This is a genomic window from Devosia sp. XK-2 (assembly GCF_037113415.1).
Lineage (GTDB): Bacteria > Pseudomonadota > Alphaproteobacteria > Rhizobiales > Devosiaceae > Devosia.
This window is the reverse complement of record NZ_CP146608.1, coordinates 2,529,871-2,556,098: the sequence shown is the minus strand read 5'-3', so window position 1 is coordinate 2,556,098 and position 26,228 is coordinate 2,529,871. Positions and strand designations below refer to the sequence as shown.

The window sequence follows — 26,228 nt, the reverse complement described above, 5'->3', positions numbered from 1 at the left end:
CACGACGAGGGATGGGACGGTGTTGGTCGGTCGGCCGATGGGGCGTGTCAGCGCGGATTGCACAGCATGACGATAGCGTCCGCCGTTTCGAGCTGCAGGGCCGAGCCATAATTGACATCGTCGATCAGGCGTCCGGCCTGGATGGCCGCATTGGCGCGCAGATTGCCATCGTTGAAGCCGACCCCGTCCTGATAGGGGGTCAGGGTGCCGGTGCCGGAATTGGGGTCATTGGCGACACGCGAGGCCCAGCCATAGACCTGGCCATAAATGGTCAGGATGCCGGCGCGATTGGTGGTGGCGTCCCGGCAGCTCCAATTGCCCTGATAGGCCTGGGCGAAGGCCGGGGCGGCGGACAAGGCGATGAGGGCGAGGCAAAGGGCGAATCGGCGCATGGCCAGAGCATGCCGACGCGCCGCGAGACGATCAAGAGCCGCGCCTGATCAGCTTTCCGAGAACGGGCACTTTTGTCAGAGCGAGCAGAAGGCGCAGTCTGAGGGGCATGACATAGTCGCGCAGCTTGGAAAATCCAACCAGATGCGCCTCATAGACCAGTTCGCCATGCTGGTTTCTCGCCGTGATCTGGTTGAACAACAGGCCCCAACCGGGAATGGAATTGGAGGGACGCTTGTCCGTGATAGTCAGCGTATAGGTTACTGTGTCGCCGGGGCGCACCGGTGCCTTGAAATCCATGGCGTTGACGCCGGGAGAGGGACCCGAGACGCCGGGTTCCTCACCGAGGCCACGCAGGCGCTCCTCCTCAGCGTAAAGCGCGTCGACCATTTTGCGGTGTCCCACGCTGACCGTATGCCAGCCCGAGGCGATCAGCCCACCGAAATGGCTGTGTTTGGCGAGGTCCGGATCGGTATGGAAATATTGCGGATCATAAGCCACGCCAAAGCGGATGATTTCCTCGGCCGTAAAGGTGTGATCGCCCAGGGGGAAGGGCTCGTTCACGCTGATGTCCTCAAACCAGCGGGTCATGCCAGGCCCTCCGGATTGCGGCATTCGACCAGATTGGCCAGCCGCATGGTCATGACCGACTTCCGCTTCTGATTGCGGATGTCGAAATCGAGCGTGACAACGCCCCATTGCGGGTGGCTGGCCGAGCGACGCAGCTCGGCAATGGTGACGGTGCCGCCAATGGTATCGCCGACCATGACCGGCGTTTTCCATTTCAGGTCGCGGAACCCCAGCCCGCCGCAGGAGGCGATTTTGGAGAGGAAGCTGTCGACCAGCATTCTGAGGCTCAAGGCACCTGTTTGCCAACCGCTCGAGGCCAGGCCGCCGAGCAGGCTGGCCCTGGCAGCCTTTTCGTCGATGTGAAACGGCAGGGGATCGAATTCGCGGGCAAAGGTGATGATCATCTCTTTGCTGACGCGGGTCGATCCCAGGTTGATGACTTCGCCAATAGCGAGGTCCTCGAAATGACGCCGATCGGCGGTGACAGAATTGGTCATTTGCTTGCCCTATACGTCAACGTGCTTTTCGCATGTCGCGCGGCTCGGGGCAAGGGTGGCGGTGGTGGGCGTTGAGGGAGTGGTGCTAAGAACGAGGAGCCCGCAAGGGCTAGCGAGCTTCTAGTTCAATCATGATGAGATATGCTTGCGGGAATGATTTCGCCGTCTTCGGCATATTCCCTGATTTTGTTTCGCATCGTCCTGATCGATATTCCCAGGAGATGAGCGGCGCGCGTACGGTTGCCGTCGGTCAGCCGCAATGTCGCCAGGATAAGGCTCTTCTCGACCTCGGCGACAGGCAAACCAACCAGTGACTCGGCGGCAGCGGCGTTCGGTTCAAGCTGACGCATTTCGATCCCTTTCTTTGCTGTCCTCTCCTTCATTCCCAAACCAACGGAGTTAGGCTGTTCCTCAATGGTTAAGGCCCTGTTAAGAAATTGAGGCGGCATCGGGGCGATGATGTGGTGGAGACAGGCGGGCGCCAAAACATTGACATCGGCGGCGATCCCGCCCAATTGGAGCGCAAAGATTTCCCGGAGACAGTCATGGGCTTCAAGATGGGCATTGTCGGCCTGCCGAATGTCGGCAAGTCGACGCTTTTCAATGCATTGACCCGCACCGCCGCTGCGCAGGCAGCCAATTTCCCCTTCTGCACCATCGAGCCCAATGTGGGCGAGGTGTCGGTGCCCGATCCGCGGCTGGAGAAACTGGCGGCCATTGGCAAGTCCATCAATATCCTGCCGGCGCGCATGAGCTTTGTGGATATTGCCGGTCTGGTGAAGGGTGCCTCGCAAGGCGAAGGGCTGGGCAATCAATTCCTCGCCAATATCCGCGAGACCGATGCCATCGCCTATGTGCTGCGTTGCTTTGAAGACAGCAATGTCATCCACGTCGCCAACAAGGTCGATCCGCTGGCCGATGCCGAAGTGGTCGAGACCGAGCTGATGCTGGCGGACCTTGAAAGCCTCGAAAAGCGCCGCCCGAACCTTGAGAAAAAGGCCAAGGGTAATGACAAGGAGGCCAAGCAGGTGCTGGAGCTGGTCGACCGGGCCCTGGCGGTCCTGCGCGAAGGCAAGTCGGCCCGCTTCGTCAAGAGGGACCCGGAAGAAGAAAAGGCCTTCAACGAACTGCAGCTCCTGACCAGCAAGCCGGTGCTCTACGTCTGCAATGTCGATGAGGCATCGGCGGCAACGGGCAATGAGCATTCGAAAAAAGTCGAGGACTATGCCGCGGCCAATCATGCCGGCGTGGTCATCATCTCGGCTGAGATCGAGAGCCAGCTCGCGCAGCTTCCTGATGAGGAACAGGCCGAATACCTGGACTCCCTGGGCCTCGACCAGCCCGGCCTTAATCGCCTGATCCGCGAGGCCTATGACCTTTTGAACCTGCAGACCTATTTCACTGTTGGCCCCAAGGAGACCCGCGCCTGGACCATCCATCGCGGCGACAAGGCTCCGCAGGCGGCAGGCGTCATCCATACCGATTTTGAGCGCGGCTTCATCCGCGCCCAGACCATCGGCTACGAGGACTTCGTGACACTGGGCGGCGAAGTGCCGGCCAAGGAAGCGGGCAAGGCCCGCGACGAAGGCAAGGACTATGTCGTCAAGGATGGCGACGTGATGCTGTTCAAGTTCAACGTCTGACCGGTTCGGGATTATTGCGTTGAGGGGACGCCGGTAGCTGCGCGAAACGCAGCGCCGGCTTTCCGTTTTTCCGGGTGACGCGATAGTCGACGAGATCACCCCAATCAGCATGCCAGTGCGCGGGGTCGTCCAGTAGAATAAAGACTGCCGCAAGGTTCTGTTGCAGACGCAACAGGGCGGCGCGGAACAGCGCCAGGTCCGGCGCACTTTCGACCTCCTCGGCATCGCCCGGGATGGAGGCGAGCAGGGCACTGTCACCCTGCCGGATGCGCACCATAACGGCCTGCGGTGGCAGGTCTGCCGCGTCCTGCAAGCGATAATATCTGTCCCGCATGGCATGCTCCGATTGCCATGCCAGCCTGATCCGATGCGGTTACGAGCGGCCTATTCCGTCTATGCGTGAAAATCCGCAGGCGGTCAGTGTGGGCCGGTCGGGATTGGCTGGGCGGTGCCGCAGGGGCCGCCATCCATGTTGACGGCAATGTCCCGGGTTTCCCCGGCAAAGCTGATCGCCTCATACCAGTGGCTGATTTCGACGGTGCTGGCCGGCACATAGTGGAAGATCAGTGAACGGCGGAAACGGTCTGCACTGGTATTGGGCGTTGAGCCGTGGATGACGCTGCCATTGAAAAACAGCACATCGCCGGCCTTGAGGTTCATCATCTGTGGCTCGAGGCCAGCTGGCGGCTCGACATGGTCAGAGGTGAAGAACAGCGCCGGATCGGATGGTTCGGGACAGGCAATGTCGAGGCCATTGGTCCGGGGCACGCACATCATGCCACCATTGCCTTCGTCGGCATCGTCGACCGCGATCCAGGCAGCCATGCAAGTGCCCGGCTTCACGCGCAGATAGAAATTGTCCTGATGCAGATCCTGTCCACGGGCGCCGGGTGGCTTGAAATAGAACATGGACTGGCAGGCATAGGGGGCTTCGCCGAAAAGCTCGGTCAGAATTGGCTCGAGGCGGGCGTCGAGCATGTAGCGGCGCGCGAGCGGGCCGACCGGCTTATCGTCATGCTTGTGCGGGTGCATCATGCGTGGATAGCGCGCCAGCGGGTCGTTGCCCGTCGGATTGCCGCTGCGCATGTCGGAAAGCCCCGGGACCGGGCCATCACTGGCCTGCGCCATGAAGGTGTCGCGGATAAGCGCAATTTCGTCAGGGCCGATCAAGCCGCGCAGGGCCAGGAAACCGTCCCGTGCATAGGCAGCACTTTGTTCACTCGAAAGGGTCATGGGCAATCCTCCTATGCACCAACATAACGGTCAGGCGCAGCAGGGCCATGGCCTGGTCTGCTGAAGACATGTATTATTCTGCTATGAGCTCGACTGGCGAAACCCCGCATGACGACGTCCTGCGCCTGTTGACAGGACATTTTGACGAGGCCGCGGGCTATCGAGCCTATCGGCCAAAAGGTGTCGGGGACTGGCTTCTTGTTCTGACCTTGTCCGGCGGCGGCCGGTTCGGGCATGCTGACGGCTTTTATCGCGCCGAGGTTGGGGATTGGGTGTTGCTGCCGCCGGGAACGCCGCATGACTATGGCGTTGCCGACGATGCTGCGCGGTGGGAACTGGTATGGGCGCATTTCCAGCCGCGCCCGGACTGGCACGACTGGCTGCGCTGGCCACGACTGGATGGAGGGTTGAGGGTGCTGCGACCGGAGGGAGAGCAGGGCACCCTGATCGCGCAATTCCTGCATGTGCACAACCTGCTAGGCAGTGGCCAGCGACGCGCCGACGCATTGGCGATGAATGCGCTGGAAGCGCTGCTGCTGCAATGCGATATGCATAATCCGACTGAAAAGATCGATCTGGACGGCCGCGTGCAACGGGCCATGGCGTTCATGGAAGCGCATCTGTCCGAGCGTGTGGGCATCGCGGATGTCAGCCGGGAGGCGGGCCTGTCGCCATCTCGACTGTCGCACCTGTTCCGCGCCGAAACGGGGCAAAGCGTGCAGGCTTATCTTGAAGGGGTACGGCTGCGGCGGGCCAGCGACCTTTTGCAGCGCACCGGTTTTCCGATCAAGCAGATTGCTGCGGAAGTGGGTTTTGACAGCCCATTCTACTTTTCGCGACGGTTTAGCCGCGCGACAGGGTTCAGTCCGCAGGCCTTCCGGCGCCGCGGCGGGCAGTCTCGCAGTGTCGTCGAGTGGAATTCTTAGAAAGCCGGAATAAAGGCATTCTATCCCGGATTGCATCATCGGCAATGAACGATAGCATTGGGATCAACGCGGCAGGAGGAGCCGCAGGCCGGTCCCGGCCCACTACGGAGCATCCCCAATGGCAAATCCCAAGATCACCTTCATCGGTGCCGGCTCGTCCGTGTTCATGAAGAACATTGTCGGCGACATTCTGCAACGTCCGGCTTTGGCTGGCGCGGAAATCCGCCTGATGGACATCAATCCCACGCGCCTGGAAGAAAGCGCGATCATTGCCGGCAAGCTGGTCAAGACGCTGGGCGTTCCGGCGACCGTCAGCACCTATTCCAACCAGCGCGAAGCGCTGGACGGCACCAATTTCGTAGTGGTCTGCTTCCAGATCGGTGGCTATGAGCCGTCCACGGTGGTCGATTTCGAGGTGCCCAAAAAGTACAATCTCCGCCAGACCATCGCCGATACGCTGGGCGTTGGCGGCATTATGCGCGGCATCCGCACCGTGCCGCATCTGTGGAGCATCTGCGAGGACATGATGCAGGTCGCGCCCGACGCGGTCATGCTGCAATATGTGAACCCGATGGCCATCAATACCTGGGCGATTGCGGAAAAATATCCGTTGATCAAGCAGGTGGGCCTCTGCCACTCGGTGCAGGGCACGGCCATGGAATTGGCGCACGATCTCGACATTCCCTATGAGGAAATCCGCTATCGTTCCGCCGGCATCAACCACATGGCGTTCTATCTCAAATTCGAGCATCGCCAGCCGGACGGTACCTATAAGGACCTCTATCCTGCGCTGCACCGCGCCTATGCCGAAGGCCGCGCCCCCAAGGCCGGCTGGAACCCGCGCTGCCCCAATAAGGTGCGCTATGAGATGATGACGCGTCTCGGCTATTTCGTCACCGAAAGCTCGGAGCACTTTGCCGAATACACGCCCTATTTCATCAAGGAAGGGCGCGAAGACCTGATCGAAAAATTCGGCATTCCGCTCGATGAATATCCCAAGCGCTGTGTCGAGCAGATCTCGAACTGGAAGAAGACCTCCGAGGACTACAAGAAAGCTGACCGAATCGAGGTCAAGCAGTCCAAGGAATATGCCTCCTCCATCGTCAATTCGGTGTGGACGGGCGAACCTTCGGTGATCTACGGCAATCTGCGCAATAATGGTGTCATCACCTCGCTGCCGAACAATGCCGCCGTCGAAGTGCCGTGCCTGGTCGACGACAACGGCCTGCAGCCGACCTATATCGGCGAATTGCCGCCGCAACTGACCGCGTTGATCCGCACCAATATCAATGTGCAGGAGCTGACCGTGCGGGCGCTGATGGAAGAAAAGCGCGAGCATATCTACCACGCCGCCATGATGGATCCGCATACCGCCGCCGAACTCGATCTGGACCAGATCTGGAACGTCGTTGACGACCTGATTGAAGCTCATGGCCAGTGGCTGCCCGAATGGGCCCGTGGCCCGCGCAAGGCCCAGGTGGCCTGACACGCGACGAAATCCCTGTGAGGTAAACTTGAACCACCCGGCTTGCCCGGGTGGTTTTTTCTTTGTCGTCGGCGCTCATGGCGCCAGCGCGTCAGGCCGATGCAGACGGCGCGGGTCGCCGGCCAATGCCCTCGATAACGATACGAACGGTATGTTTGATCTCGGCGTGGTTGAACGGCCGTCCCGCGAGCACCGTCAGCATCGCTTGCCCGTAAATTCCAAGCAGCACCAAAGCCATGAAATTGGCGTCATCATCCATACGGATGCGACCCTGTTTCTGGCCAAGCAGCAGAATATCCCTGATCAGCCGCTGAAAGGATGGCCGGTCGGCAGGCGGTTCAAGCGTTGGCCGTTCGGCGGGTGCGAGGGCCAGTCTGGCCAGGGCCGCATTGGCTAGACACCATTGCGCGCTGTCGAGAAAAACATCTTCGAGCAGAGCCAGCGCGTCCTCTCCGGCGTCCATACGGTTGCGATAGGGCGCGTCATTGGCTTCCACGAGAGCGATGAGCTGGAGGGCAATGTCCTCCTTGGAGGCGAACAGGTTGTAGACCGTCTTGCGGGTCAGGCCTGCGCGGTTCGCGATGTCCTCCATTGTGCTTTCGGCAAATCCAAATTCCCGAAATGCCGCATCGGCCGCCTGGAGAATGAGCGCGCGGGATCTGTCGGTTCGCTTGGGCATTGTCATTTTTACATTGTTGTATAAATTTACACGCGTGTAAATATAGTGGAGGGCGTGCGTTGCTGAAGGAATTTGGACCCAATATCTGGACGGTGGACGGGCCTGTGGTCACGGCAGCGGCCGGATTTCGCTATCCCACACGCATGGCAGTCATCCGTCTGGTCGGTGGCGATCTGGTCCTGTGGTCGCCCACAGCGCTCACTGACGACCTGCGCACCAGCATCGAGAATTTGGGGACGGTGCGCCATCTGGTCCCGCCCAATTCCCTCCACCACACATTTCTGGGGGAATGGCAGCGCTCCTATCCCGACGCAAAGGTCTATGCGCCACCCGGCCTTCGCGAGACGCGCCAGGACATCAGGTTCGACACCGATTTTGGCGATGCCCAGATCGCGGCATGGGCAGGGGAGATCGACCACGCGATCATCTGGGGCAACCGGATCATCAGCGAGGTGGTGTTGTTTCATCGCGATAGCGGCACGACGATTTTCACCGATCTCATTCAGCAATTGCCGCCCGGATGGTTCACAGGCTGGCGCGCACTCGTTGCCCGTCTGGACCTGATGACGGCCGAACAACCGGAAGTACCAAGAAAGTTCCAGGCCGCCTTCACAAACAGGCCCGCCGCCCGAGCCGCCCTCGCGCAGGTTCTCGCCTGGCCCACAAAGCAAGTCATCATGGCCCATGGCCCCCTGATCCACACAGACGGTCAGGCGTTTCTGAAGCGCGTATTTCGCTGGCTGGTCGGCTGAAGAGGGTCGCCCGACGCCGTCACCTTGGGTGAGATCGAGGGGGCACTTGATTGGCAGCAGTGGGGTGGGAAGGGGACAGACTGGTTTCAAGCTTTTAGGGATGAAAGCGGTTGCGCGTTGTGTGGCTTATCTCCCCTGTCATCGTTCATAGCCTTCGGCAGGTCACTCCACCCCCGGCCCGCTGGGGGTGGAGTGGTCTTGAATAGGTCCAGGGATCAGGTGGCGCTCTTCCGTGCCAGCCAGTCAATGATTGCCAGGTTGGTTTCCTCCGGCTTTTCTTCCTGGATCCAATGGCCGCAATCGAGGCTGACCACGTCCACATTGGGCACGAAATCCGCCAGTTTTTCAGATTTCGGAATCACATCCCGGTCGCCATAGATCATGAGCGTAGGCTGATGGATGATGGGGTCCACGTCCTCCAGTAGGTGCCAGTTGCGGTCCAGGTTGCGGTACCAGTTGATGCCCCCTGTGAACCCGGATCTTTCAAAGGCCGAGACGTAAACGGCCAAGTCGCTATCGCTCATCACAGGCTCACCGAGCGGCGTTTCCGCTCTAGCTAGGTTGATCATGACCATGCCCGGCTCGGGCGCGTGGAGGGGCACGTTCTTGCGGTAAAGGTTGCGAAGAAAGCGGAACGCATTCTCGTCCAGTACGGCGTCCGCCACGCCAGGTTGCCGATTGAAGTGAACGAAGTAGTAGTCGCTGCCCAGGATCAGCTCCAGGAACTCGATCCACGGCATTTCGCCTCGCTCCTGATAAGGCAGGCTCAGATTGATCACTTTGTTGACCCGGCTGGGATGCAACAGGGTCAACCCCCAGACAACCGCCGCGCCCCAGTCATGGCCGACAAAGGTCGCATCCTGGTATCCGTAGTGATCGAGAAGTGCGACGAGATCGTCCGTCAGGTGTTCAATATCATACTCCGACACATCGTCCGGGCGGGACGAGTTGCCATAGCCCCGCTGGTTTGGAACGATGACGTGGTAGCCCGCAGCGACAAGGGCGGGTACCTGATGGCGCCAAGAATAGGCATGCTCGGGCCAACCGTGACAAAGCACAATGGGCTTTCCTTTGTTTTCTCTGCCTGCCTCGAAGACCTCGAGTTCTACACCATTGACAGCGATAAGGGTGGGCTTGGGAAAGTCGACGGTATTGAGCATTGATAATTCGCCTTGCTAACATGTGCAGCGGTTGCCTAAAGGCGAATGGTGCCAAACTTTGACACCATTGAATGACAGCGTTGCCGAATGACAGCTCGCCTCCGACAAGACGCCATCGTGCGCAGCCTTCGCCGCAACGGCACTTCGACAGTCGCGGACCTGGCGGGGGAGGTTGGCGCGTCCAGGCGCACGGTGTTGCGTGACATCAGCGCGCTGCGCGATGAGGGTTTTGTCATTCACTCCGAACCGGGGCGCGGCGGCGGGGTGCAACTTGATCCGCAATCGGTTCAGACCACGGCGCGGCTCTCGGTCGCCGAGGTCTTTGCGCTGCTCATCAGCGTTGCATCAATGCGGGCCGCCGGGAATTTGCCCTTTGCGGGGCTCGCGGATGCGGGGCTTGCCAAGATCGAGAGGGCCCTGCCGCCGGACAAGGTACGCGACCTGCGCCGGTTTCTGGACTGCCTCTATGTCGGACGGCTTTCACCGCTGGTGGACATATCGGATTTGGCGGCGATGGATCCCGCACTGCTGCCCGCATTCGAGACAGCTTTTCTCCAGCGGCAGTACCTGGGCTTCCAGTACCGTGACGCAAGAGGGGCCGTAACCAATCGTGTTGTTGAACCGCACGCCATGCTGATCCTGCCACCGCTCTGGTATCTGGTGGCCTGGGACCCTGCGCGCGAAGATTTCCGTCATTTTCGAATGGATCGGATCAGCAGACCGGCGGTCGACGAAGGCGCCACTTTTCAGCGGCGACACGTGCCGTTCGAGGATCACGTTCGCCCGGTTCGTGACTTATCCCGCTAGACGTCGCACGATCTGCGTTGAGACGTCGGCGATTGGGGACGGCAGCTTTCAAGAAGCCGTCCTGAGCCGCGGGACGACCGCAATGGGGGCGGCAGCAGTCTGGCAGCGACGCGCCCCAAATCGGACATTGCCCGGATAGCGGCCGCAAGCCAGAAGCGGACGGCAGTTAGGTGTCATAGGCTCGCTTTCGCGCGTTCGCCCGACGGTTGAATGCGTTTAGGCAGGCGCCAATATCGCGTCTCGGTGCGGTACTGGCGCCTGTTGAGTGGCTAGTAGCGACCCGAGAACAGGTCCTTCTTGACGATGGCATGGACACCCCAGTTGCCGTCCACCACCTGCGTTATGCCGAAGTCCACGCCGATGGACATCAGCGAGATCGCCTCATCTTCCGTTAGATCCTTGGTGGTCATCAGAAAATGGCGCATCTTGCGGAAGGCGTCGCGAAGGGCAAGATCGACCGACGACTTGCCGTAGATATCGCTTTGCGCCGTGGGCCCGAGCTCATCGAGATAATTGGCGAATGAGAAGCCGTGGACCAGCCACTCCGTCTGGGTTTCCAGCATCGGATAGTTAAGCTCTTCGAGCGGCGTCCCGCCGAGGTCGGCCTTCTTGTGCAGGATTAGCTGGAACGTGCCGGTAAGAGAGCACTCAATGGCCGTACCACACAATTCACTGTCGCCCTGGCTGGCATGCGGGTCGCCGACGGACAGAAGTGCCCCTTCCACCGACACCGGGTAGTACATGGTTGCGCCGTTGCCGATGCGCCAGTTGTCGATATTCCCACCCGTATAGCTGGGTGGAACGGTATCGACATAGTCGGCCTCCTTGGGGGCCAGACCAAGCGTGCCGAAATGGGGACGGATCGGCATACGAACACCCTTGAGCACGTCGAAATTCCGCGTCGTCAGGCTGTGGTCAACCGGCACGCCGGGATAGTCGATGGTCTGGTGGACAATGCCATAGGGGTCGGTCTGCGGAACCCATGGGAAGCTATAGACGGCCTCGGCCCAGTTCTTGGCGCCGCTCGTGTCCACCTCATAAATGGTGATCACCTCACGCTTTTGGCCACCCAGCATGTCGTTGTAGTGGAAGCCCCAATTGGCGGCGGCGTTTGAGCCATAGGCTTTTCCGGCAAATTCTGGATTGGCAGAGGGCCTGGGTTTGCAATCGACAATGCGCACTTCCAGCACATCGCCTGGCTCGGCGCCCCGCACATAGACAGGGCCGGTCATGATGTGAACGCCCTGCCCCTCACCCGACCCTTTGGTATAGACCGATGGATCGGTTGAACCGGCGCCGCGGCGCTCAACGCCCTTCTTGTCCTTGGTCCAGAGATAGACGCTTTCAGCGCCCTCATCGCCCTGCACCATACGCTCCAGATCATCGCCCGCATGGTGGGTCAGAGTTTCAATAGTGACGAAGTCGCCAGACTCCACTTCGACTTTCGGTGTCAGCGTCTTGCTGAAATAGCCCCAATGCACAGTATCGGCGTTGGCAGGCAGATAGTGATAGGTCGGCTGACCCGGCTGACGCGCCGCACTGGCCTGCGCCAAAGCGGGTGTCACCAGCGACAGACCACCAGTGGCGCCAAGCGCCGCGACTCCGCCGGCAGCGAACAGCCCCCCGCGCAGAAAATTGCGCCGCTCCGAATTCAGATCGCCCCGGAACGCTTCGTAGTGTTCCTGGAATTGCGGACAGTGAACATCATCACCCTTGCACATGTTTCGATTGGTCTCCCGATAAGTGTTTACGTGCCCAAGGATGACCACGACCCGATGGCTCCACAAGCGCCCACCAAATGCCCAACTCGACCAAATCAACTGAATATATTGTTTATTATCAATGATTTAAATCGAAATCACCTCGCTCTCAACCGTTCCAGTGCAGGTCAAAACACAAGAGATTGTACGTCTCGAGACAAGCGGTGCCGAACAATGATGGATAAGGTACAGTTCGAGCCGGGAAGCTCTCATTGTTGGTTGGCCTGACGGACCGAAAGGACCGGCCATGCACCTTGTGCGGCAGGCAATGAGTTTTGATCACATTCCGCTCGATCAGCGATCGAGCGCATGGGCTAGTCGCCTCTCAGAGATCGCTTTGGCGCCGTCCGACGCCAGCACCGGCTCAGGCGTGATTGACTGGTTTCGGTCCAACTCGGACGCGATTTTCGCCAGCCTGTCGGGCGAAAAGCAGCGGCTGGACAATGCGGTCCCAACCAACGGCCGCATAATTGTCCTGCAACCGCGCAGCGGTCGACTTAGCCTGCAGACCGAAGCGGGCACCCGCGAACTCACCAGTGGGGATCTGGTAGTGATCGATGCCGGGCACAGCTTCAGCCTCGATGGGCGCGACGATTGGGAAGCCATGTTCATCCTGCTCCCCGCCGCGCCACTCATGGCCCGGCTCGGTCGACGCCGCGTAGACTATCCAGTCATTTTGGGCAGCACAGTCGCCGGGCAGGCCGCTCGCGCCCTGGTGCGATCATTGGTCACCAATCTCGATAGCCTGGAACAACCCGATGCGAGCGCCGGTGAGATCGCCCTGATCGAGCTTCTTGCCAGCGCCATGCTGGGCGAACTCCGGGCACCGGAAGGCGATCTCAGCAGCGTGCAGGCCGGCCACTTCCGCCGTATTGTCGCGGCTATTGATCGTGTCCTCAGTGACCCCGATCTCCATCCCAGCCGCATTGCCCGTGATGAAGGTCTTTCAACCCGCTATCTGCAGCGCCTGTTCGAAATACGGGGAGAGAGTTTCTCCGACTATGTCCGCCAGCAACGGTTGCTGCGCTGTCGAACGGATCTGCTCAATCCCGATCATGACGGAGATAGTATAGCCTCGATTGGATTGCGCTGGGGGTTCCGCGACCAAGCCCATTTCAGCCGCGCCTTCGGGGCCGCCTTTGGCGCCACGCCCAGCGAAATGCGGCGCCTACGCGGAACGGACGCGCACCCCTATGGCCTGCGCGGCAAGCCATCTCAATTCGTGGCGCCACCAGACGCCCCGCCGCGACTGGGAGGACCGGCGACTGCCGCCTTGGCTCCCGATTATCCACCCACGCTTGAGCGGCATTATCTACCGGCAACCGCCCAGACGGTCCATTGGGGTTATCTCAGTCATAGCCTTCCACCCGCCCTGCGCGTTGATGCAGGCGACCTCGTCACCATTGAAACCCTGACACAGCATGCTGCTGACGACTGGGACCGTATGGTCGCAGGTGATCCTGGCGCGGAGAACGTCTTTGCCTGGACGGCGGAAGGCAAATCTGTCGAGCGGCGCGGTGCCGGTCCTATTGATGCATCCGTTTTTGGCCGGGGGGCAGGCGAAGGCTTTGGCGTCCACATCTGCACAGGGCCGGTCTATATCCGCGGCGCTGAGCCAGGAGACATTCTGGAAGTCGAGATCGTCGACATCCGCCCCCGACCTAGCGGCAACCCTGCCCATCGCGGCAAGGCCTTCGCTTCCAACGCATCTGCCTGGTGGGGCTACCACTACAACGACCTGCTCGACCTTGCCGATCAGCACGAGACCGTTACGATCTTCGAAATTGATCTCGACCACCCTGATATTGCCGCGCCGCTCTACTCGTATCGCTGGACGCCACAGACGGACCCTTATGGCGTGGTCCATGCCACCATGGACTATCCCGGCGTCCCGGTAGACCATACAACGGTGGAACACCGGCAAGGCCCACTCAATGCCGTCCGTGTTCCGGCGCGAATGCACTTCGGCTTCATGGGCGTGGCGCCCCGCGAAGCCGAGCTGGTCGACACAATTCCGCCCGGTCCATTTGGCGGCAATATCGACAATTGGCGGGCCGGCAAAGGCTCCCGCATCTATCTGCCCGTTGCGGTCGAAGGAGCCCTCTTTTCCGTCGGCGATGGCCACTTCGCTCAGGCTGACGGGGAAATAAATGGAACCGCGCTGGAGTGCTCGCTGACGGGCGAATTTCGGTTTCACCTGCATAAAGCCAAGCAAGAGCCCAAACATCTCCGCGGCTTGAAAGGCCCACTCATCGAAACGCCCGATACTTGGGTTATCCAGAGCTTCAGCTACCCCAATTATCTGCGCGAGCTGGGCCGAAGCGCCCAATCCGAAGTCTATCGCAAATCCACTGTCGACTTGGCTTTGCGGAACGCCTTCCGCCAAGCCAGACGCTTCTTGATCGACACACACGGCTTCAACGAGGACGAGGCTCTCGCATTAATGTCACTTGCTGTCGATTTTGGCATTACCCAAGTGGCCGATGGCAACTTTGGCGCACATGCCATCATCCAGAAATCTACGCTTCCCTGTCTGCGGGACGTCTAGCGCCAGAGTCAGTTAGAGTCAGGTCATGAAAGACATCAGGGTGAGGTCTCCTCGCGATCCGCAACGCGCCCCATTCTCGCCCTTCGCCATCCAACCTCACGGTTTTGAAAGCCGTCCGTCCGCTAAACATGCCGCGCCTGTAGCTGAGGGTGGAAGAGGACGGGCAGGCCTTGTTTGCGGACCATAAGAGCTACCACTGGCTCCGATCCGTGAAGAACTCCCCATACGTCCGTCGATCAAGCTCCGGCGGCCGCCTCATCGACGACAAAAGTGACGTCCTGCGCGAATTGTAGTGCCGATCCTGGCACCTCCACGTTCGGCTCTTCGCGAATCGACCTCCGAACGGCCTCTGCCTTGGCCGCACCCGTGGCGAGTACGACAATCCTCCGGGACTGAAGGATCGTAGCAATTCCCATGGAGATCGCCTGGCCGGGCGGTTCTTCTCCCGAGGCAAAATGAAGTTTGTTGGCAGCAAGCGTCAATGGCGCGAGATCGACCAGGCGGGTCCGTGAGGTGAAGGGCGAACCCGGTTCGTTGAAACCGATATGCGCGTTGCGACCAAGCCCGAGCAACAGCATGTCTATGCCCCCTGCCTGATCGATCGACGCTTCATAACCTCGGGCTTCTGCCACCGCATCGGTGGCGCAACCGTTCGGGATGTGCCGTTGGCGAAGCGGGCAGTCGACGTGATCGAAAAGCACTCGCCGCATGTACGCGGCGTAGGACGTCAGGTGGTACTCGCCGAGGCCCCAGTACTCATCGAGATTGAACGTTGTCACCGAACGCCAGCTGACCGCGCCAGACCGATAGCTCTCTACCAGTCGAACGTACACCCCCAGGGGCGTAGCGCCGGTGGGAAGGCCGAGGACAGTCGATGGTTTTGCCTTGAGGTGCTCGACAATCAGGCCATGCGCATAAGCGACCGCGGCATCCGCCGTGGGCAGGACTACGACTTCCATGTTGCGTACCTAGTTCAAACGCAGGCCGCTATCGGCCGCAAAGAGCGAAGCTTTGGCAATGTCCAAAATCACCCCGACCGTGGTCCCCGTCTGCACGCTGGCCGTGGCGAAACGAGCGAACGCTCTCTGACCTCGGATCGTGAGCACGACATTGTCCTCAGGACCAGTCGGTTCGACCGCCTCGACGATCGCTTTCTCTCCCGTGCCGGGAGCGGCCAGCGCGATGTGTTCGGGACGCAAGCCAAGCAGGACCGATTTACCAATGGCCGAGCGATCGGCGCCAGGGACCGGGACGGCCCATCCGTTGCCGTCATCGAAAACTAGCTCGCCGGCCTGGTCGCTGACCAGGCTTCCCGAGAACATCTGCATGGTCGGAGACCCGACGAAACGGGCCACGAATAAGTTGGCAGGGCGATGATAGACATCATGCGGCGTTCCGATCTGCTGGATGTCGCCCTTGTTCATCACCACGATCTTGGTCGCGAGCGTCATCGCTTCGATCTGGTCGTGGGTCACGTAGATCATGGTCTTGCCTAGCTGCGCGTGCAGGCGCTTGATCTCGGATCGGGTTTCGACGCGAAGGGTCGCGTCAAGATTGCTGAGTGGCTCGTCGAACAGGAAGACTTTGGGGTCGCGCACTAGTGCGCGCCCGATGGCGACGCGTTGACGCTGGCCGCCCGAGAGTTCGCGTGGGCGGCGCTGCAGCAGCGGCTCGATCTGCAACAGGCGAGCCACCTCCGCGACGTTCGCTGCGATCTGGTCCGCGGGCATTTTCCGCATCCGGAGGGGGAAGCCGATATTCTGCGCAACGGTCATGTTCGGATAGAGCGCGTAGGACTGGAAGACCATCGCCACATCCCGGTCGCGTGTTGGCACGTCGGCGACCGAGCGTCCCTGGATAATGATGTCACCGCCATCGATCGGATGGAGGCCGGCTATGGCATGCAGCAATGTCGACTTACCACACCCTGATGGACCGAGCAGGACGACGAAGGCCCCTTCCTCCGCTTCTACGCTGATGCCTTTTAGAACCGGCGTTGCCCCGTAGGACTTGGTAATGTTCGTGAGCTGGAGCGAAAGCTTTGGCATGGAATCTATCCTTTGATGCTGCCGAGCGACATGCCGCGGACGATCTGGCCTTGAACCAGCATGCCAAGCACCAGCATGGGCAGCATAACCAGCGTTGCGGCGGCGGTGAGTGGACCCCACTGGACGCCCTGGAAGGTGAGGAAAGAGGTGATGCTGACGGGCAAGGTCTGCGTGTCCCGACCGGTCAGCACCAGTGCGATGAGAAACTCGTTCCAAGTGAACAGCACGCACATGATCAGCGTAGCGATGATGCCGCCCTTGGCCACTGGCAAGAACACTTCCCGGAAGATCGTGAACTCGCGGGCACCATCGACCTTGGCCGCATCGCGCAGTTCGCGCGGGATGTCCTCAAAGAAGGTCAGCAGCATGGAGATGGCGAAGGGAATGTTGATAAAGGCATAGACGCCTATCAGCAGCCAATGATTGTTCAACAGCTTGAGTTGCGAGGCCAGGAAGTAGGTCGGAATGACGAAGATGATCGGTGGCGCGATGCGCATGCTCAGCACGAATTTTTCGTTGCTTTGCTTGACCTCTTCACCCTGCTGCACGAGCCCGTAGGCAGCGAGCGCCCCGATAGCCACGGCGATGATGCTGGCGGTAAACGAGACAAGGACGCTGTTGACGAATGCCCGGAGGAAGACCCCGTTGTTCAGCACACGACCGTAATTTTCCCAGGTCGCCTCGAAAAGCCAGACCGGAGGGATGGCAAAGGCGTCGCGGCTGGATTTGATTGAGGTGACGACGACCCAGTAGAGCGGGAACAGCACAACGACGACTAGCACTGCGATGAGAATGTAGAAGGCGAGCTTGCGCATGGGTTTCATCCACTCTTTTTAGGGCGGAAAGCCAGGCCATAGACTGCAAGTAGTGCGACGTTGGTCAAAATGGTCAGCACCATGGCGATGGTCAGTGCATAGGAGATGTCGAAGTTGGTGAAGGCAACGATGTAGCCATAAAGGTTCAGCGTCTCGGTGGAGAGCGCCGGCCCACCGCGGGTCATGATGTAGAAGAGGTCGAACGCTTTGATACTGTCGATCGCGCGGATCACGCCCACGACCAGCAGCGCCCGCTGCATCATCGGCAGGGTAATGTGCCAGAGCACCTGCCATTCGTGGGCGCCATCAACACGGGCGGCATTCTGGGGATCCCCGGGCAGCGATTCCAGCGAAGCCATGGTCAGCAACACGACAAACGGGGTCCACTGCCAGATATCGGCAATGAGTAGCGAGAAGATCGCGACGTTGGGACTGCCTAGCCAGTCGACGGCACCGAACCCGACGACAGACAGGAGATAATTGGCCATACCGCTGGAGGGATCGAACATGAAGCGCCAGGTGAGACCGACCACAACGGGGGTCATCACGATCGGCACCAGGATCAGGGCGCGGACGACGCGCTTTCCGAGAAATTCCCGATCAAGCAGGAGGGCGATGCCCAGTCCGAGCACCAGCTCGACACCCGTGGCGGCTATGGTGAACATCACGGTGCGGCACAGGGCCGATAGCCCACGCATATCAAATAGCAGCCGGATGTAGTTTTCTAACCCTACGAATTGCTGTTGTCCCGGGCGTAGCAGCGAGATGTTCTGCATCGTTAACCACAGCACATAGACCGTAACCACGACGGAGACGGCTCCCATGAGGACCATGACCGGGCGATAGAAAAGGGTCGTTGCGTCGTTGGTCATGGCAAATCCTTCAAAAGGGACCCCGTCACGCGGGAGAATGAACGTGACGGGGCCGCCGGCACTCAGCGCGAGAGCGCTGCCGCGTTAGCGGCATCCGCTTCGGCCAAGGCGTCGCTGGCGCTGGCAGTGCCGGCCAGGACCTTGGACACGGCGATGCCGGCATTGTTGATGATCTCGTTGGCCGCGGCTACCGTCGGCAAGTATTGCGGGTTGCCCTGGTTGATCGAGGCGATCATCGCGTCCTTGAAGGCACCGTAACGAGAGTTGAACGCCTCGGACGACAGTGCCCGCAACGAGGTCACACCAGAATTAGGTGCGATCTCGAGAGACTTGATCTGTTGTTCCTTCGCGGTAGCCCACGAGGCGAAAAGCCAGGCAGCTTCCTTGTTGGCCGAAGCCGACGAGACATACAGGCTGTGCACAGCTAGCGACGAGGATCCGCCTTTGGCCGCATCCGTCTGTACCGGCACGGGCACGTAGCCAACCTTTCCGACGACCGACGAAATGGCTGGGTCTTCATTGAACGCGCCGTTGACGGTCGCATCCAGTGTCATGCCGGCCTTGCCTTGCTGGAACAGGACGCGGTTTTCTTCCCAGCCGAAATTTGCCACGCCAACCGGGCCTTATTCGTTGAGCACACGGGCAAAGGCCTCAAGGGAAGCAGCTGCTTCCGGTGTCGCCAGTGCCGATCCGCCTTCGCCATTGATGAATTCACCGCCGAAGCCCCAGAGGTAGCCGGCCCACACATAGACGCTCTGAATGCCCTGGGCACCGCGCATGGTGATGCCGGTGATCTCGCCGTTCGACCTTTCCTCGATCGTCTTGGCTGCCGCCTCGATGTCGTCGAAGCTTTCCGGAACGGCGATGCCGTATTCCTCGAACAGGTCCTTGCGATACATCAGGAACGTGCTCTCGCCGTAGACCGGCAGGCCATAAAGCTTGCCGTCGAGGATGTTCGTGTTGAGGTAGCCCGGCACGAAGTCAGCACGATCGATGAAGTTCGGGTTCTCTACTTCGAGCTGATCAAGCGGCTCGATGTAGCCAGCTTCGACGAAGCCGGGGACGAAGATGATGTTGTTTTGCACCACATCGTAGCGGCCCGAGCCCGAGGAAAACTCAAGCAGCATCTTGGCGGTGATGTCGGATTCCGGAACCACCTCCAGCTCGACTTCGATGCCCGTGAGCTCGGTGAACTCTGGCAACAGCGCTTGGATGCCGTCGGTGGTCGGATGACCTTCCATCAACACGGCTAGGCGCGTGCCGGCATATGGTTTGTTGGCATCTTGAGCAAAGGCCGGTAAAGCGGCCGTAGCAGCCAAAGCTGCCGTCAAGGCGATCAGATTGCGTCTCTTCATCTTCTCATTCCCTTCGTTCCGTTCCCTGTTCGGCACCGCTGCGCGGGGCCATGCGATCGACGCTAGAGCCGTTCCACTAATCCACTCTCGGCGGAACGGATCATGGCTCGCGTCAATTCCAAAGAGCGCAGTGCTTCCTCGCCCGTGGCGACCTGAGAAGGCCTGCCATCGAGCCATTCGAGCACGCTGCTCAATTGCTGGCGCAGATCGCCCCCGACCACGTCGCCGAAGCTCGGCCAGTGCTGGGTGTCGATTTCGCGCGATGTCTGGTTGTCGGCGAAGTAGAGGCCGCTGTCGCCGCACTGGACCTCGAACGACCCCTCAGTGCCGATCAGCTCCATACGGGCATCGATCATATGTCGAGCCCCGGCCGGCAGTGACCAGGCACTCTCGAAGGTCACGAGCGTCCCGCCCGAGAAGCGGACCATGGCGGCGATGGTGTCCTGCGTGCCGGTCTTGCCGAGCAGGATGTCCGTCTGCTGGGCATAGACAGACACTGGTGTCTGCCCCTCGAGCATCCACAGCACGAGGTCTACATCATGTACGGTAACATGCAGTGCCAGCGGCAAGGTACCGCCGTAGCGCTTGGGGCCTTCCGTCCGAGCGCTGTTGCGACGGGCATAGATATGGATCGGTGTGCCAATCTTGCCGGTCTGCATTAGCTCGCGCGCCTTGAAGTAGCGCGGGTCGAACCGCAGCAGGTAGCCAACACCTAATTTGACGCCGGCAGCCTTGCAGGCATCGACGATTTTCTGCCCGTCCTCGATGGTGGAGGCGATCGGCTTTTCGACGAAGAGATTGATGCCCTTGGCAGCGATATCGAGTGCCGGCTTGAGGTGGAGATGATCCGGCGTACAGATGCTGACAAGGTCGAGCTCCTCTGCCGCCAGCAACTCCTCATGGCTGGCATAGGCCTTCACTTCATTGCCCAACCGAGCCGCGACCGAACAGGCCAGTTCGATATTGTAGTCGACGATAGCCACCATCTTGGCGCGTGGTTCGCGCGAAAAAATCGAGGCATGCATCGATCCCATGAAGCCAGCACCGATGACGGCGACGCGAAATTGAGTGGTCATGCGGTTTCTCCAAGTCGAGGCTGGGCCGCTGCGGCTACAGCGGCGGCATAGCGGCGGGTGATGTCGTCGGGACGCGTAATCGCCGAGCCGACGACAACGAACTGGGCGCCAATGGCAATGGCCCGCGCGGCCTCGGCGGGGTCCCAGATGCGGCCCTCGGCAACGAACGGCAATCGCGCCGCTGCCAGTTCGGTCATCAGCGGAAAGTCAGGGCCGGCGAGCACAGAGGAGTGTTCGGTGTAACCGGCAAGTGTCGTGCCGGCGACATGAGCCCCTGCCTCGATAGCAAGGCGCGCCTCGGCGATGGTGCTGATGTCCGCCATAACAACACGATCGCGACGAAGGATGGCCGCTACCAGTTCGGCGACTGGCACGGGCCTAGCCCGATCGGTGGCGTCGAAGGCAATGACATCGGCACCGGCGTCGACCAGAGCGTCGACTTCGTCGACTGTCGTCGTGATGAAAGCCTCGAAGCCCGGATGCTGCGCTTTCACGATCCCGATGATCGGAACGTCGACGGCGGCGCGAACGGTCTGGACGTTGGCGATGCCTTCAATGCGAACGGCCCTGGCACCGCCAATGACCGCAGATTGCGCCAGCGCCGCGATATGAGCAACCGGCGCCATCGGGCTGCCGGCAGCTGCCTGACAGGACACGACGAGCTGGCCGCGCAGTCCGTCCAACAGTGTTTTTGCGGAGATAGTCATCCGAGCTCCTGAACCTATGAGGCCCATTGCTAAGCTAGATGACTATTTTCGTCAATATCAAAACTTCAATGAAAATTTCCGCCATTGACCAGTGCGGCCACCCCGAGCAGGCCGGCGTCCGCACCCGTCCCCGCTTTCACGATCGGCCGCCGATAAACCGCCGGCAGCGTCTCCATCGACATTTTCACGCGCTGTAGAAATCCTTCGGCCAGCCCAACGCCCCCGCCTAGTACAATTCGATCAAGGTCCAGGCTTGCCACCAAATCGCAAAGCGTGTTGGCCAGGGCTGCTGACGCCCGGTCGAGCAAGTTGGCGCATCGCTCGTCGCCAGCCTCAGCTGCTGCGAAAACTTCGGGGGCGGCGACGGGTCTTCCTAACATCTCGGTTGCCAGCATCCCGACGGCACTTCCAGAGGCGACCCGTTCAACACAGCCACGCCGACCGCACCCGCATGTGGGCCCTGCGGCATCGCTCACCATGTGGCCGACATGACCCGCCAGACCCCTGGCCCCCGATTGCAATCGACCATCAAGAACGAGCCCTGCGCCAATGCCGGTCGACACGGTAACGAAAATCATCCGGGCTGCGCCCTGGCCCGCGCCGATGCAGTACTCCGCCCAAGCAGCAGCCTGCGCATCGTTGATTGCCAGAATGGGTCGGGACAGGCGTTGCCCTAATGCCTCGACCAACGGAAAACGATCTTCGATGGGCAAGGTGGCGGGGTTGAGTGCCGTCAGATGTCCATGGTCAACGATGCCGGTCGTGGCAACGCCAGCTGCGGTAGTCCGCGGCAGAAGTGTGGCCTGTCCAGCGATCGCCTCGACAATGTCCGTCCCACGTCCAGACCTGGGTGTCGCAATCTGAACTCTGTGCGTTACTTGGCCACTGACGACGATGGCCAGCGCGACCTTGGTGCCACCGATGTCGATCGCAAGCACCGGATGTTCAGAAGTTTCGGTCACTGACACTGCTCGCTGTATCCATGATGGTGTCGACGCGATCAGGGTCAGCGTCCGTAATGTGGGCAACGAGCGCGTCCACGATCAACAACTGGCTGATCTTGGAGGGGAATGCGCCCCCCGTCAGCGGCGTCTCGGGCCACGAAGCCAGCAGCACATGGTCGCTGATGGCTGCCAGAGGGCTTTTGGATCGATTGGTGATGATAATGGTTCGAGCACCTCTGCTGTGCGCCAGCTCCGCCACGCGCACCGTGTCGATCGTCGAACCGGAACTGGACACCAGGATCTGCACGGTAGATGGTCCAGAGGTGGCCGCGATCATTGTCGCCAGATGAGCGTCCGCTACCGCGCGCGCCCTCAGTCCTAGGCGAGTCAATTTGTACTCCAGATACTGGGCGGTGATGGCGGACGCTGCTACGCCGAAAATCTCGATCTGCGACGCGGCAAGCAACTCGCCGGCTACTGTCGTCAGAATCGTTCGATCGAGGAGCCGCTCGGTCTCGTCCAGTGCAAGCTTAGCGGTCTCGATCAACGACTGGACGGAATCTGCGCCAGTCACCGGTGTGTTTGCCTGCCCCTGCGTCGCCAGGTCCTGCGCCAGCAACAACTTAAACTTCTGAAACCCGGAGAAACCCAGCTCGCGACAGAAGCGCATAACGCTTGCTTCCGATGAACTTGAGTCTTCTGCCAGCTCGGTAATGCTCCGGTAGAGCACCGACTGCGGATTGGCGAGGACATGGTCGGCGACCCGCGAAAGGGCCGGTGTCATATTGGGTGCCGCCGAACGAATGTTGGCTATCAAGGCGCTTTGCATCATGGCTCCATTGGTCAGAAGTGCTCGCCAACCCATGGGGCCGGTCCGGCAAACAAGGTGTCGCACATCCGTATCGCTGCCGGCCCGCCCGTCAATACGCCGGCACGGGCCAGAAATCCTGCAGACCGATGACCCGTCAACAGGGTTCCGAAGTTGCTAAGGGACACGCGGATCTTCGGCCGATCGTCGGCGGGGGGCGCGCAGAATCCTTTGCCATCGCGGATGGTCAGGAGGAGTTCGGTGATCCCCTCACCGGTCGTTAGTTCCAGACCAAGCTCGCCGTCTGATCGATAGCCGCGTTGCTGTAACGCCAGATCCGGGTCGAGGACACGGGCCAACCACTCTTCCTGATGCACGAGCTTCCACCCCTTGTCGGGCATTGCGAACACGAGCGCATCGTGCGGTGAACCGTGCCATCGAACTCGCGGATACACGGAGGAGAAGGTGCCGAGCAGAGTTAGAATGTGGGCTGCGGCATCTCCGTTGCGAGCGACCCAGTCCCTGACCACCAAACAATCCGGGTCCGACGTGTCTATCACGACGTAGCCCGGCGCTGCCGAGGAGGTGCTCGAATAAACCGATGGATTCCCTGTTAGGAGACTGGCCCAATGGGCTTGCCCGCGCAGCAGCACACCCGCCTCTTCCACGCTCTGTTCGCGATGGAGTATCTTCATCGCCTCCATGGCTTCTGTCTCAGGCAACCGCCGAAAGCCTGTGCCTCGCACGCGAGGCATGGCCGAAGTCTCGGCCTCGTAGATCAACTCTACGCCTGCCAAGGAGAAGCCGGAGCGCCGGTATACAGGACGCGTGGACGCGAAAAGTGTGGCGAGGGCGCTACCGCTAGAGACAGCTTCCGAACACACCATGTCGAGAAATCGACCCGCCACCCCCGATCCACGCCAAGCGGGATTGACGGCCACGTGGGCGATGTTGACCGCTCGAACTGGCTTGCCGCCAATCCAATGCGCCGTTTCGATTGCGGCCATCACGGCAGCGAACTCGCCGCCCACCCGCAGGACCCTGAAATTCTCCAATCCCACCTGTCGGATGTAGCTATCGCTTCGTTGCGCGGCGAACCCGAAGGCTTGGTGATACGCGTCGGCGATGGAAGACCGGTCGCCTTCTTCGGCACGAGTAACGCCTGACTCACTAGATAGCTCCTGTGACATTTTTCTCCACAAACACCAATTCTGTGGCGAAAATCTTTATCAGTGAATCTATGTCGCTGTCTACGTCGGATGTGGTGCAGCTGTTTGCCACCGGCGGCCTTGGTTTGCCCCCCCCCCCCCCGCGAGAAAAGCGCCAGGCCGCTAACGACCCCGTTCGAGCCGAAACACGGGTTCATTTCGAACGGCAGGTTTCGGGCGGCGGGCAAACCCAGCTGAACAAGCGAGGTCAGTGGATGCCTTGGCTGTTGCATGGCCGCTATCTCAAGGCCGGTGCCCAAAAGCGGCCAGCCTGCATTCGTCACCGGCGGACCCAGCGGGAAGGGCAGGGGTTTCCATTTTTCGGCCGGTCGAGTAGGCACCCCATTTCTGCTGTTAAAGCGGCTAGTACGGCTCCTCGCAAGCTGTCATCCCCAATGGGTCGCTGACAGAGTCTTGACGTTTATCTGGCTCCGACTGACTTAGACTCGCTTGCCCTGTTCCAGCGCCAGGCAATCGGCAAAGCGCTTGCCCCGCTCATGGCGAAAGGTCTTGCCTGTTTCTTCAATGCTTTCGATCCGATCGACACGGAAATGCCGGAAGCCGCTTGAGCGCTCACACCAGATGGTCAGCAACCACACAGCATAAAACAACGTAAGCCCGAGAGGACGCGCCAGGCGCTCACTTCCGCGACCGGACAAGTCTCGATAGCGGATACGCAATACTTTCCTCTCGCGGATGACGCGGCGCAGGCTGTCGAGGCCGGTATGTGGCATTTGCGCGCTCGGCCCAACCTCCATGGGGGTATCGAGCAGGGCTGCCCGGTCCTCTGCGCCAACAGCAGAGGCCAGCTTCGCCACAGCCGAGCTGGCGGCCTCCGCCAGGCCATCACCACCACGTGCCGCGGCCAGACGGGCCCCAAAGGCCAGAGCTTCGATTTCGTCCGGACTCAGGTGCAGAGACGGCATGAAATAGCCGTGATCCATGACATAGCCGACACCACCCTCGCCACGAATGGGGGCGCCGAGAGCCTGTAGATCTGCCAGGTCGCGATAGATGGTTCGCAAGGAAACATCCATCTCGACAGCCGGCGTTTCCGCGCTGACCGGCACGCGGCGAGTGCGCAGGCGGTCAAGCAGATCGAAGAGCCGATAGAGACGCATGGATACCCTGCCGGTTTCTGTCAGTGAGCAAGACTATGACATGGGCGTCAACAAAAAAGGAGGGGCCGATGCGCCCGATACTAATGGCGGCCGCGCTGGCCGCAGCGATGACACCTGCCCTCACTCATGCCCAGGAAACCACGGCTATGTCCGACAAAACTGCAGTTCTGCAGACTATTCAGACCATGACCGACGCGTTCGCGCGCGGCGATATCGACACTGTCATGTCCACCTATGCGCTGCCCGCAAGCGTCGTGGCGGCGCCCGGCCAGGTAGTCAGCGGCGACCAACCCTTGCGTGCCATGTTCGCTGAATTCGTGGCGTCGGGGGTCAACTTCACCTATGGGGCGCATGAGGTGGTGCTGGCCGGGGACATAGGCCTGCACCTGATGGCCTGGGAAGCCCCCAGCCCGGACAATGGCACCATGCGGGCTCTGTCGGTTGCCGTTCTGCAGCGGCAGCCGGACGGCAGCTGGAAAATGGTGATCGATCACCCCTTCGGTGACACCGTTATGGCCACAGAATGAAACAGGGGGCTTTTGCCCCCTGCGTTGTTCTGGCTCATCGGCCTCCAGGTCAATCGACTGAGAGAAGAACAGGCAGGGTAATGAACCCTTGCCCCAATGGCAGCAGGGCGCCCCGTTCCGGCCGTTCGACAAGCCTCCGCGACTTCCCGAAACCTGCCTTATGACTTGACGCGGCCCTGACGTAGGGGCGTGACAGGCAGCAAGCCAAGGAAAGTCATTGAAGGGCAAGTTCCGGCACTTTGTGCCCCCTGTTGCAACAAGCCCTGTACGGAAGCTTGACACAAGCGGCCGGGCTA

General features: G+C 60.5%; 26 protein-coding genes and 1 pseudogene. 7 read left to right on the top strand and 20 right to left on the bottom strand.

Going from position 1 to position 26,228, the window contains the following annotated elements; genetic code table 11:
• Positions 1-47: 47 nt before the first annotated feature.
• The 4 genes from V8Z65_RS12535 to V8Z65_RS12520 form a co-directional block, all read right to left on the bottom strand.
• Positions 48-392, bottom strand: coding sequence for a hypothetical protein (locus V8Z65_RS12535; RefSeq protein WP_338720483.1), 345 nt, complete (start codon positions 390-392; stop codon positions 48-50).
• A 31-nt stretch (positions 393-423) separates the two neighbouring features.
• Positions 424-981 (bottom strand): MaoC family dehydratase, encoded by a 558-nt coding sequence (locus V8Z65_RS12530; protein WP_338720482.1) that lies wholly within the window; start codon positions 979-981, stop codon positions 424-426.
• Entirely contained in the window at positions 978-1,457 is a 480-nt protein-coding gene (locus V8Z65_RS12525) for a MaoC family dehydratase (RefSeq protein ID WP_338720481.1), read from the bottom strand. Before V8Z65_RS12525 ends, V8Z65_RS12530 begins: the two co-directional genes overlap by 4 nt.
• Before the next feature lie 125 nt (positions 1,458-1,582).
• Entirely contained in the window at positions 1,583-1,972 is a 390-nt protein-coding gene (locus tag V8Z65_RS12520) for a helix-turn-helix domain-containing protein (protein WP_338720480.1), read from the bottom strand.
• Positions 1,973-2,002: 30 nt separating this feature from the next.
• Between V8Z65_RS12520 and ychF the strand changes: the two genes are divergently transcribed.
• Positions 2,003-3,100: a redox-regulated ATPase YchF gene (gene ychF / locus V8Z65_RS12515; protein ID WP_338720479.1), complete on the top strand. Its 1,098-nt coding sequence runs from the start codon at positions 2,003-2,005 to the stop codon at positions 3,098-3,100.
• On the opposite strand, the gene V8Z65_RS12510 is transcribed toward ychF, so the two are convergent.
• Together V8Z65_RS12510 and V8Z65_RS12505 are read right to left on the bottom strand one after the other, a co-directional pair.
• On the bottom strand, positions 3,090-3,434 hold the full coding sequence (locus V8Z65_RS12510; protein WP_338720478.1) for a hypothetical protein: 345 nt from the start codon (positions 3,432-3,434) through the stop codon (positions 3,090-3,092). The two genes, ychF and V8Z65_RS12510, sit on opposite strands and share 11 nt — an antisense overlap.
• An 83-nt stretch (positions 3,435-3,517) precedes the next feature.
• Positions 3,518-4,333, bottom strand: a complete 816-nt coding sequence (locus tag V8Z65_RS12505; RefSeq protein ID WP_338720477.1) for a phytanoyl-CoA dioxygenase family protein — start codon at positions 4,331-4,333, stop codon at positions 3,518-3,520.
• 47 nt (positions 4,334-4,380) lie between these two features.
• Between V8Z65_RS12505 and araC the strand changes: the two genes are divergently transcribed.
• The gene (araC, locus tag V8Z65_RS12500) at positions 4,381-5,259 is read left to right on the top strand and encodes an arabinose operon transcriptional regulator AraC (RefSeq protein ID WP_338720476.1); all 879 of its coding nucleotides are present in this window, start codon (positions 4,381-4,383) and stop codon (positions 5,257-5,259) included.
• Between the two features lie 118 nt (positions 5,260-5,377).
• A complete protein-coding gene (locus tag V8Z65_RS12495; protein ID WP_338720475.1) occupies positions 5,378-6,745 on the top strand; it encodes an alpha-glucosidase/alpha-galactosidase in 1,368 nt (455 codons plus the stop codon).
• 91 nt (positions 6,746-6,836) lie between these two features.
• Here V8Z65_RS12495 and V8Z65_RS12490 read toward each other — a convergent pair whose 3' ends face one another.
• The gene (locus tag V8Z65_RS12490; RefSeq protein WP_338720474.1) at positions 6,837-7,424 is read right to left on the bottom strand and encodes a TetR/AcrR family transcriptional regulator; all 588 of its coding nucleotides are present in this window, start codon (positions 7,422-7,424) and stop codon (positions 6,837-6,839) included.
• Positions 7,425-7,483: 59 nt separating this feature from the next.
• Here V8Z65_RS12490 and V8Z65_RS12485 point away from each other — a divergent pair, with 59 nt between their 5' ends.
• A complete protein-coding gene (locus V8Z65_RS12485) occupies positions 7,484-8,176 on the top strand; it encodes a DUF4336 domain-containing protein (protein WP_338720473.1) in 693 nt (230 codons plus the stop codon).
• Positions 8,177-8,391: 215 nt separating this feature from the next.
• Here the strand turns inward: V8Z65_RS12485 and V8Z65_RS12480 are convergent, their stop codons facing one another.
• Positions 8,392-9,336, bottom strand: a complete 945-nt coding sequence (locus tag V8Z65_RS12480) for an alpha/beta hydrolase (RefSeq protein ID WP_338720472.1) — start codon at positions 9,334-9,336, stop codon at positions 8,392-8,394.
• 87 nt (positions 9,337-9,423) lie between these two features.
• On the opposite strand from V8Z65_RS12480, the gene V8Z65_RS12475 reads away from it, so the two are divergent.
• A complete protein-coding gene (locus V8Z65_RS12475) occupies positions 9,424-10,143 on the top strand; it encodes a WYL domain-containing protein (protein ID WP_338720471.1) in 720 nt (239 codons plus the stop codon).
• A gap of 269 nt (positions 10,144-10,412) precedes the next feature.
• Here the strand turns inward: V8Z65_RS12475 and V8Z65_RS12470 are convergent, their stop codons facing one another.
• Positions 10,413-11,864, bottom strand: coding sequence for an acetamidase/formamidase family protein (locus V8Z65_RS12470; protein WP_338720470.1), 1,452 nt, complete (start codon positions 11,862-11,864; stop codon positions 10,413-10,415).
• 307 nt (positions 11,865-12,171) lie between these two features.
• Here V8Z65_RS12470 and V8Z65_RS12465 point away from each other — a divergent pair, with 307 nt between their 5' ends.
• Positions 12,172-14,451 carry an acetamidase/formamidase family protein gene (locus tag V8Z65_RS12465; protein WP_338720469.1) on the top strand — a complete coding sequence of 760 codons (2,280 nt, stop codon included), beginning with the start codon at positions 12,172-12,174 and terminating at the stop codon, positions 14,449-14,451.
• A gap of 236 nt (positions 14,452-14,687) precedes the next feature.
• Here V8Z65_RS12465 and V8Z65_RS12460 read toward each other — a convergent pair whose 3' ends face one another.
• The 11 genes and pseudogenes from V8Z65_RS12460 to V8Z65_RS12410 all read right to left on the bottom strand — a co-directional run bounded on the left by V8Z65_RS12460 (position 14,688) and on the right by V8Z65_RS12410 (position 25,405).
• Entirely contained in the window at positions 14,688-15,410 is a 723-nt protein-coding gene (locus tag V8Z65_RS12460) for a glucosamine-6-phosphate deaminase (protein WP_338720468.1), read from the bottom strand.
• A gap of 9 nt (positions 15,411-15,419) precedes the next feature.
• Positions 15,420-16,499 carry a sn-glycerol-3-phosphate ABC transporter ATP-binding protein UgpC gene (gene ugpC / locus V8Z65_RS12455; protein ID WP_338720467.1) on the bottom strand — a complete coding sequence of 360 codons (1,080 nt, stop codon included), beginning with the start codon at positions 16,497-16,499 and terminating at the stop codon, positions 15,420-15,422.
• A gap of 5 nt (positions 16,500-16,504) precedes the next feature.
• Positions 16,505-17,314 (bottom strand): carbohydrate ABC transporter permease, encoded by an 810-nt coding sequence (locus V8Z65_RS12450; protein ID WP_338720466.1) that lies wholly within the window; start codon positions 17,312-17,314, stop codon positions 16,505-16,507.
• Between the two features lie 5 nt (positions 17,315-17,319).
• Positions 17,320-18,186 carry a sugar ABC transporter permease gene (locus tag V8Z65_RS12445; protein ID WP_338720465.1) on the bottom strand — a complete coding sequence of 289 codons (867 nt, stop codon included), beginning with the start codon at positions 18,184-18,186 and terminating at the stop codon, positions 17,320-17,322.
• A gap of 62 nt (positions 18,187-18,248) precedes the next feature.
• Positions 18,249-19,427, bottom strand: a pseudogene (locus V8Z65_RS12440) (sugar ABC transporter substrate-binding protein).
• Between the two features lie 176 nt (positions 19,428-19,603).
• A complete protein-coding gene (locus V8Z65_RS12435; protein WP_338720464.1) occupies positions 19,604-20,617 on the bottom strand; it encodes a Gfo/Idh/MocA family oxidoreductase in 1,014 nt (337 codons plus the stop codon).
• Positions 20,614-21,324 (bottom strand): N-acetylmannosamine-6-phosphate 2-epimerase, encoded by a 711-nt coding sequence (locus V8Z65_RS12430; protein ID WP_338720463.1) that lies wholly within the window; start codon positions 21,322-21,324, stop codon positions 20,614-20,616. Before V8Z65_RS12430 ends, V8Z65_RS12435 begins: the two co-directional genes overlap by 4 nt.
• Positions 21,325-21,389: 65 nt before the next feature.
• The gene (locus tag V8Z65_RS12425) at positions 21,390-22,286 is read right to left on the bottom strand and encodes an N-acetylmannosamine kinase (RefSeq protein WP_338720462.1); all 897 of its coding nucleotides are present in this window, start codon (positions 22,284-22,286) and stop codon (positions 21,390-21,392) included.
• Positions 22,270-23,100: a MurR/RpiR family transcriptional regulator gene (locus V8Z65_RS12420; RefSeq protein WP_338720461.1), complete on the bottom strand. Its 831-nt coding sequence runs from the start codon at positions 23,098-23,100 to the stop codon at positions 22,270-22,272. The genes V8Z65_RS12425 and V8Z65_RS12420 overlap by 17 nt, the downstream gene beginning before the upstream one ends.
• A gap of 11 nt (positions 23,101-23,111) precedes the next feature.
• The gene (locus V8Z65_RS12415) at positions 23,112-24,266 is read right to left on the bottom strand and encodes a GNAT family N-acetyltransferase (protein ID WP_338720460.1); all 1,155 of its coding nucleotides are present in this window, start codon (positions 24,264-24,266) and stop codon (positions 23,112-23,114) included.
• A 458-nt stretch (positions 24,267-24,724) separates the two neighbouring features.
• Positions 24,725-25,405, bottom strand: coding sequence for a YafY family protein (locus V8Z65_RS12410; protein ID WP_338720459.1), 681 nt, complete (start codon positions 25,403-25,405; stop codon positions 24,725-24,727).
• Between the two features lie 68 nt (positions 25,406-25,473).
• Between V8Z65_RS12410 and V8Z65_RS12405 the strand changes: the two genes are divergently transcribed.
• Positions 25,474-25,932, top strand: a complete 459-nt coding sequence (locus V8Z65_RS12405) for a DUF4440 domain-containing protein (RefSeq protein ID WP_338720458.1) — start codon at positions 25,474-25,476, stop codon at positions 25,930-25,932.
• The last annotated feature ends 296 nt before the right edge of the window (positions 25,933-26,228 follow it).

Excerpts from the sequence above, each read along its gene's own strand:
- V8Z65_RS12535 (WP_338720483.1), bottom strand. The coding sequence starts at position 392 with ATGCGCCGATTCGCCCTTTGCCTCGCCCTCATCGCCTTGTCCGCCGCC.
- V8Z65_RS12530 (WP_338720482.1), bottom strand. The coding sequence starts at position 981 with ATGACCCGCTGGTTTGAGGACATCAGCGTGAACGAGCCCTTCCCCCTG.
- V8Z65_RS12525 (WP_338720481.1), bottom strand. The coding sequence starts at position 1,457 with ATGACCAATTCTGTCACCGCCGATCGGCGTCATTTCGAGGACCTCGCT.
- ychF (WP_338720479.1), top strand. The coding sequence starts at position 2,003 with ATGGGCTTCAAGATGGGCATTGTCGGCCTGCCGAATGTCGGCAAGTCG.
- V8Z65_RS12510 (WP_338720478.1), bottom strand. The coding sequence starts at position 3,434 with ATGCGGGACAGATATTATCGCTTGCAGGACGCGGCAGACCTGCCACCG.
- V8Z65_RS12505 (WP_338720477.1), bottom strand. The coding sequence starts at position 4,333 with ATGACCCTTTCGAGTGAACAAAGTGCTGCCTATGCACGGGACGGTTTC.
- araC (WP_338720476.1), top strand. The coding sequence starts at position 4,381 with ATGGCCTGGTCTGCTGAAGACATGTATTATTCTGCTATGAGCTCGACT.
- V8Z65_RS12495 (WP_338720475.1), top strand. The coding sequence starts at position 5,378 with ATGGCAAATCCCAAGATCACCTTCATCGGTGCCGGCTCGTCCGTGTTC.
- V8Z65_RS12490 (WP_338720474.1), bottom strand. The coding sequence starts at position 7,424 with ATGCCCAAGCGAACCGACAGATCCCGCGCGCTCATTCTCCAGGCGGCC.
- V8Z65_RS12480 (WP_338720472.1), bottom strand. The coding sequence starts at position 9,336 with ATGCTCAATACCGTCGACTTTCCCAAGCCCACCCTTATCGCTGTCAAT.
- V8Z65_RS12475 (WP_338720471.1), top strand. The coding sequence starts at position 9,424 with ATGACAGCTCGCCTCCGACAAGACGCCATCGTGCGCAGCCTTCGCCGC.
- V8Z65_RS12470 (WP_338720470.1), bottom strand. The coding sequence starts at position 11,864 with ATGTGCAAGGGTGATGATGTTCACTGTCCGCAATTCCAGGAACACTAC.
- V8Z65_RS12465 (WP_338720469.1), top strand. The coding sequence starts at position 12,172 with ATGAGTTTTGATCACATTCCGCTCGATCAGCGATCGAGCGCATGGGCT.
- V8Z65_RS12460 (WP_338720468.1), bottom strand. The coding sequence starts at position 15,410 with ATGGAAGTCGTAGTCCTGCCCACGGCGGATGCCGCGGTCGCTTATGCG.
- ugpC (WP_338720467.1), bottom strand. The coding sequence starts at position 16,499 with ATGCCAAAGCTTTCGCTCCAGCTCACGAACATTACCAAGTCCTACGGG.
- V8Z65_RS12450 (WP_338720466.1), bottom strand. The coding sequence starts at position 17,314 with ATGCGCAAGCTCGCCTTCTACATTCTCATCGCAGTGCTAGTCGTCGTT.
- V8Z65_RS12445 (WP_338720465.1), bottom strand. The coding sequence starts at position 18,186 with ATGACCAACGACGCAACGACCCTTTTCTATCGCCCGGTCATGGTCCTC.
- V8Z65_RS12435 (WP_338720464.1), bottom strand. The coding sequence starts at position 20,617 with ATGACCACTCAATTTCGCGTCGCCGTCATCGGTGCTGGCTTCATGGGA.
- V8Z65_RS12430 (WP_338720463.1), bottom strand. The coding sequence starts at position 21,324 with ATGACTATCTCCGCAAAAACACTGTTGGACGGACTGCGCGGCCAGCTC.
- V8Z65_RS12420 (WP_338720461.1), bottom strand. The coding sequence starts at position 23,100 with ATGATGCAAAGCGCCTTGATAGCCAACATTCGTTCGGCGGCACCCAAT.
- V8Z65_RS12415 (WP_338720460.1), bottom strand. The coding sequence starts at position 24,266 with ATGTCACAGGAGCTATCTAGTGAGTCAGGCGTTACTCGTGCCGAAGAA.
- V8Z65_RS12410 (WP_338720459.1), bottom strand. The coding sequence starts at position 25,405 with ATGCGTCTCTATCGGCTCTTCGATCTGCTTGACCGCCTGCGCACTCGC.
- V8Z65_RS12405 (WP_338720458.1), top strand. The coding sequence starts at position 25,474 with ATGCGCCCGATACTAATGGCGGCCGCGCTGGCCGCAGCGATGACACCT.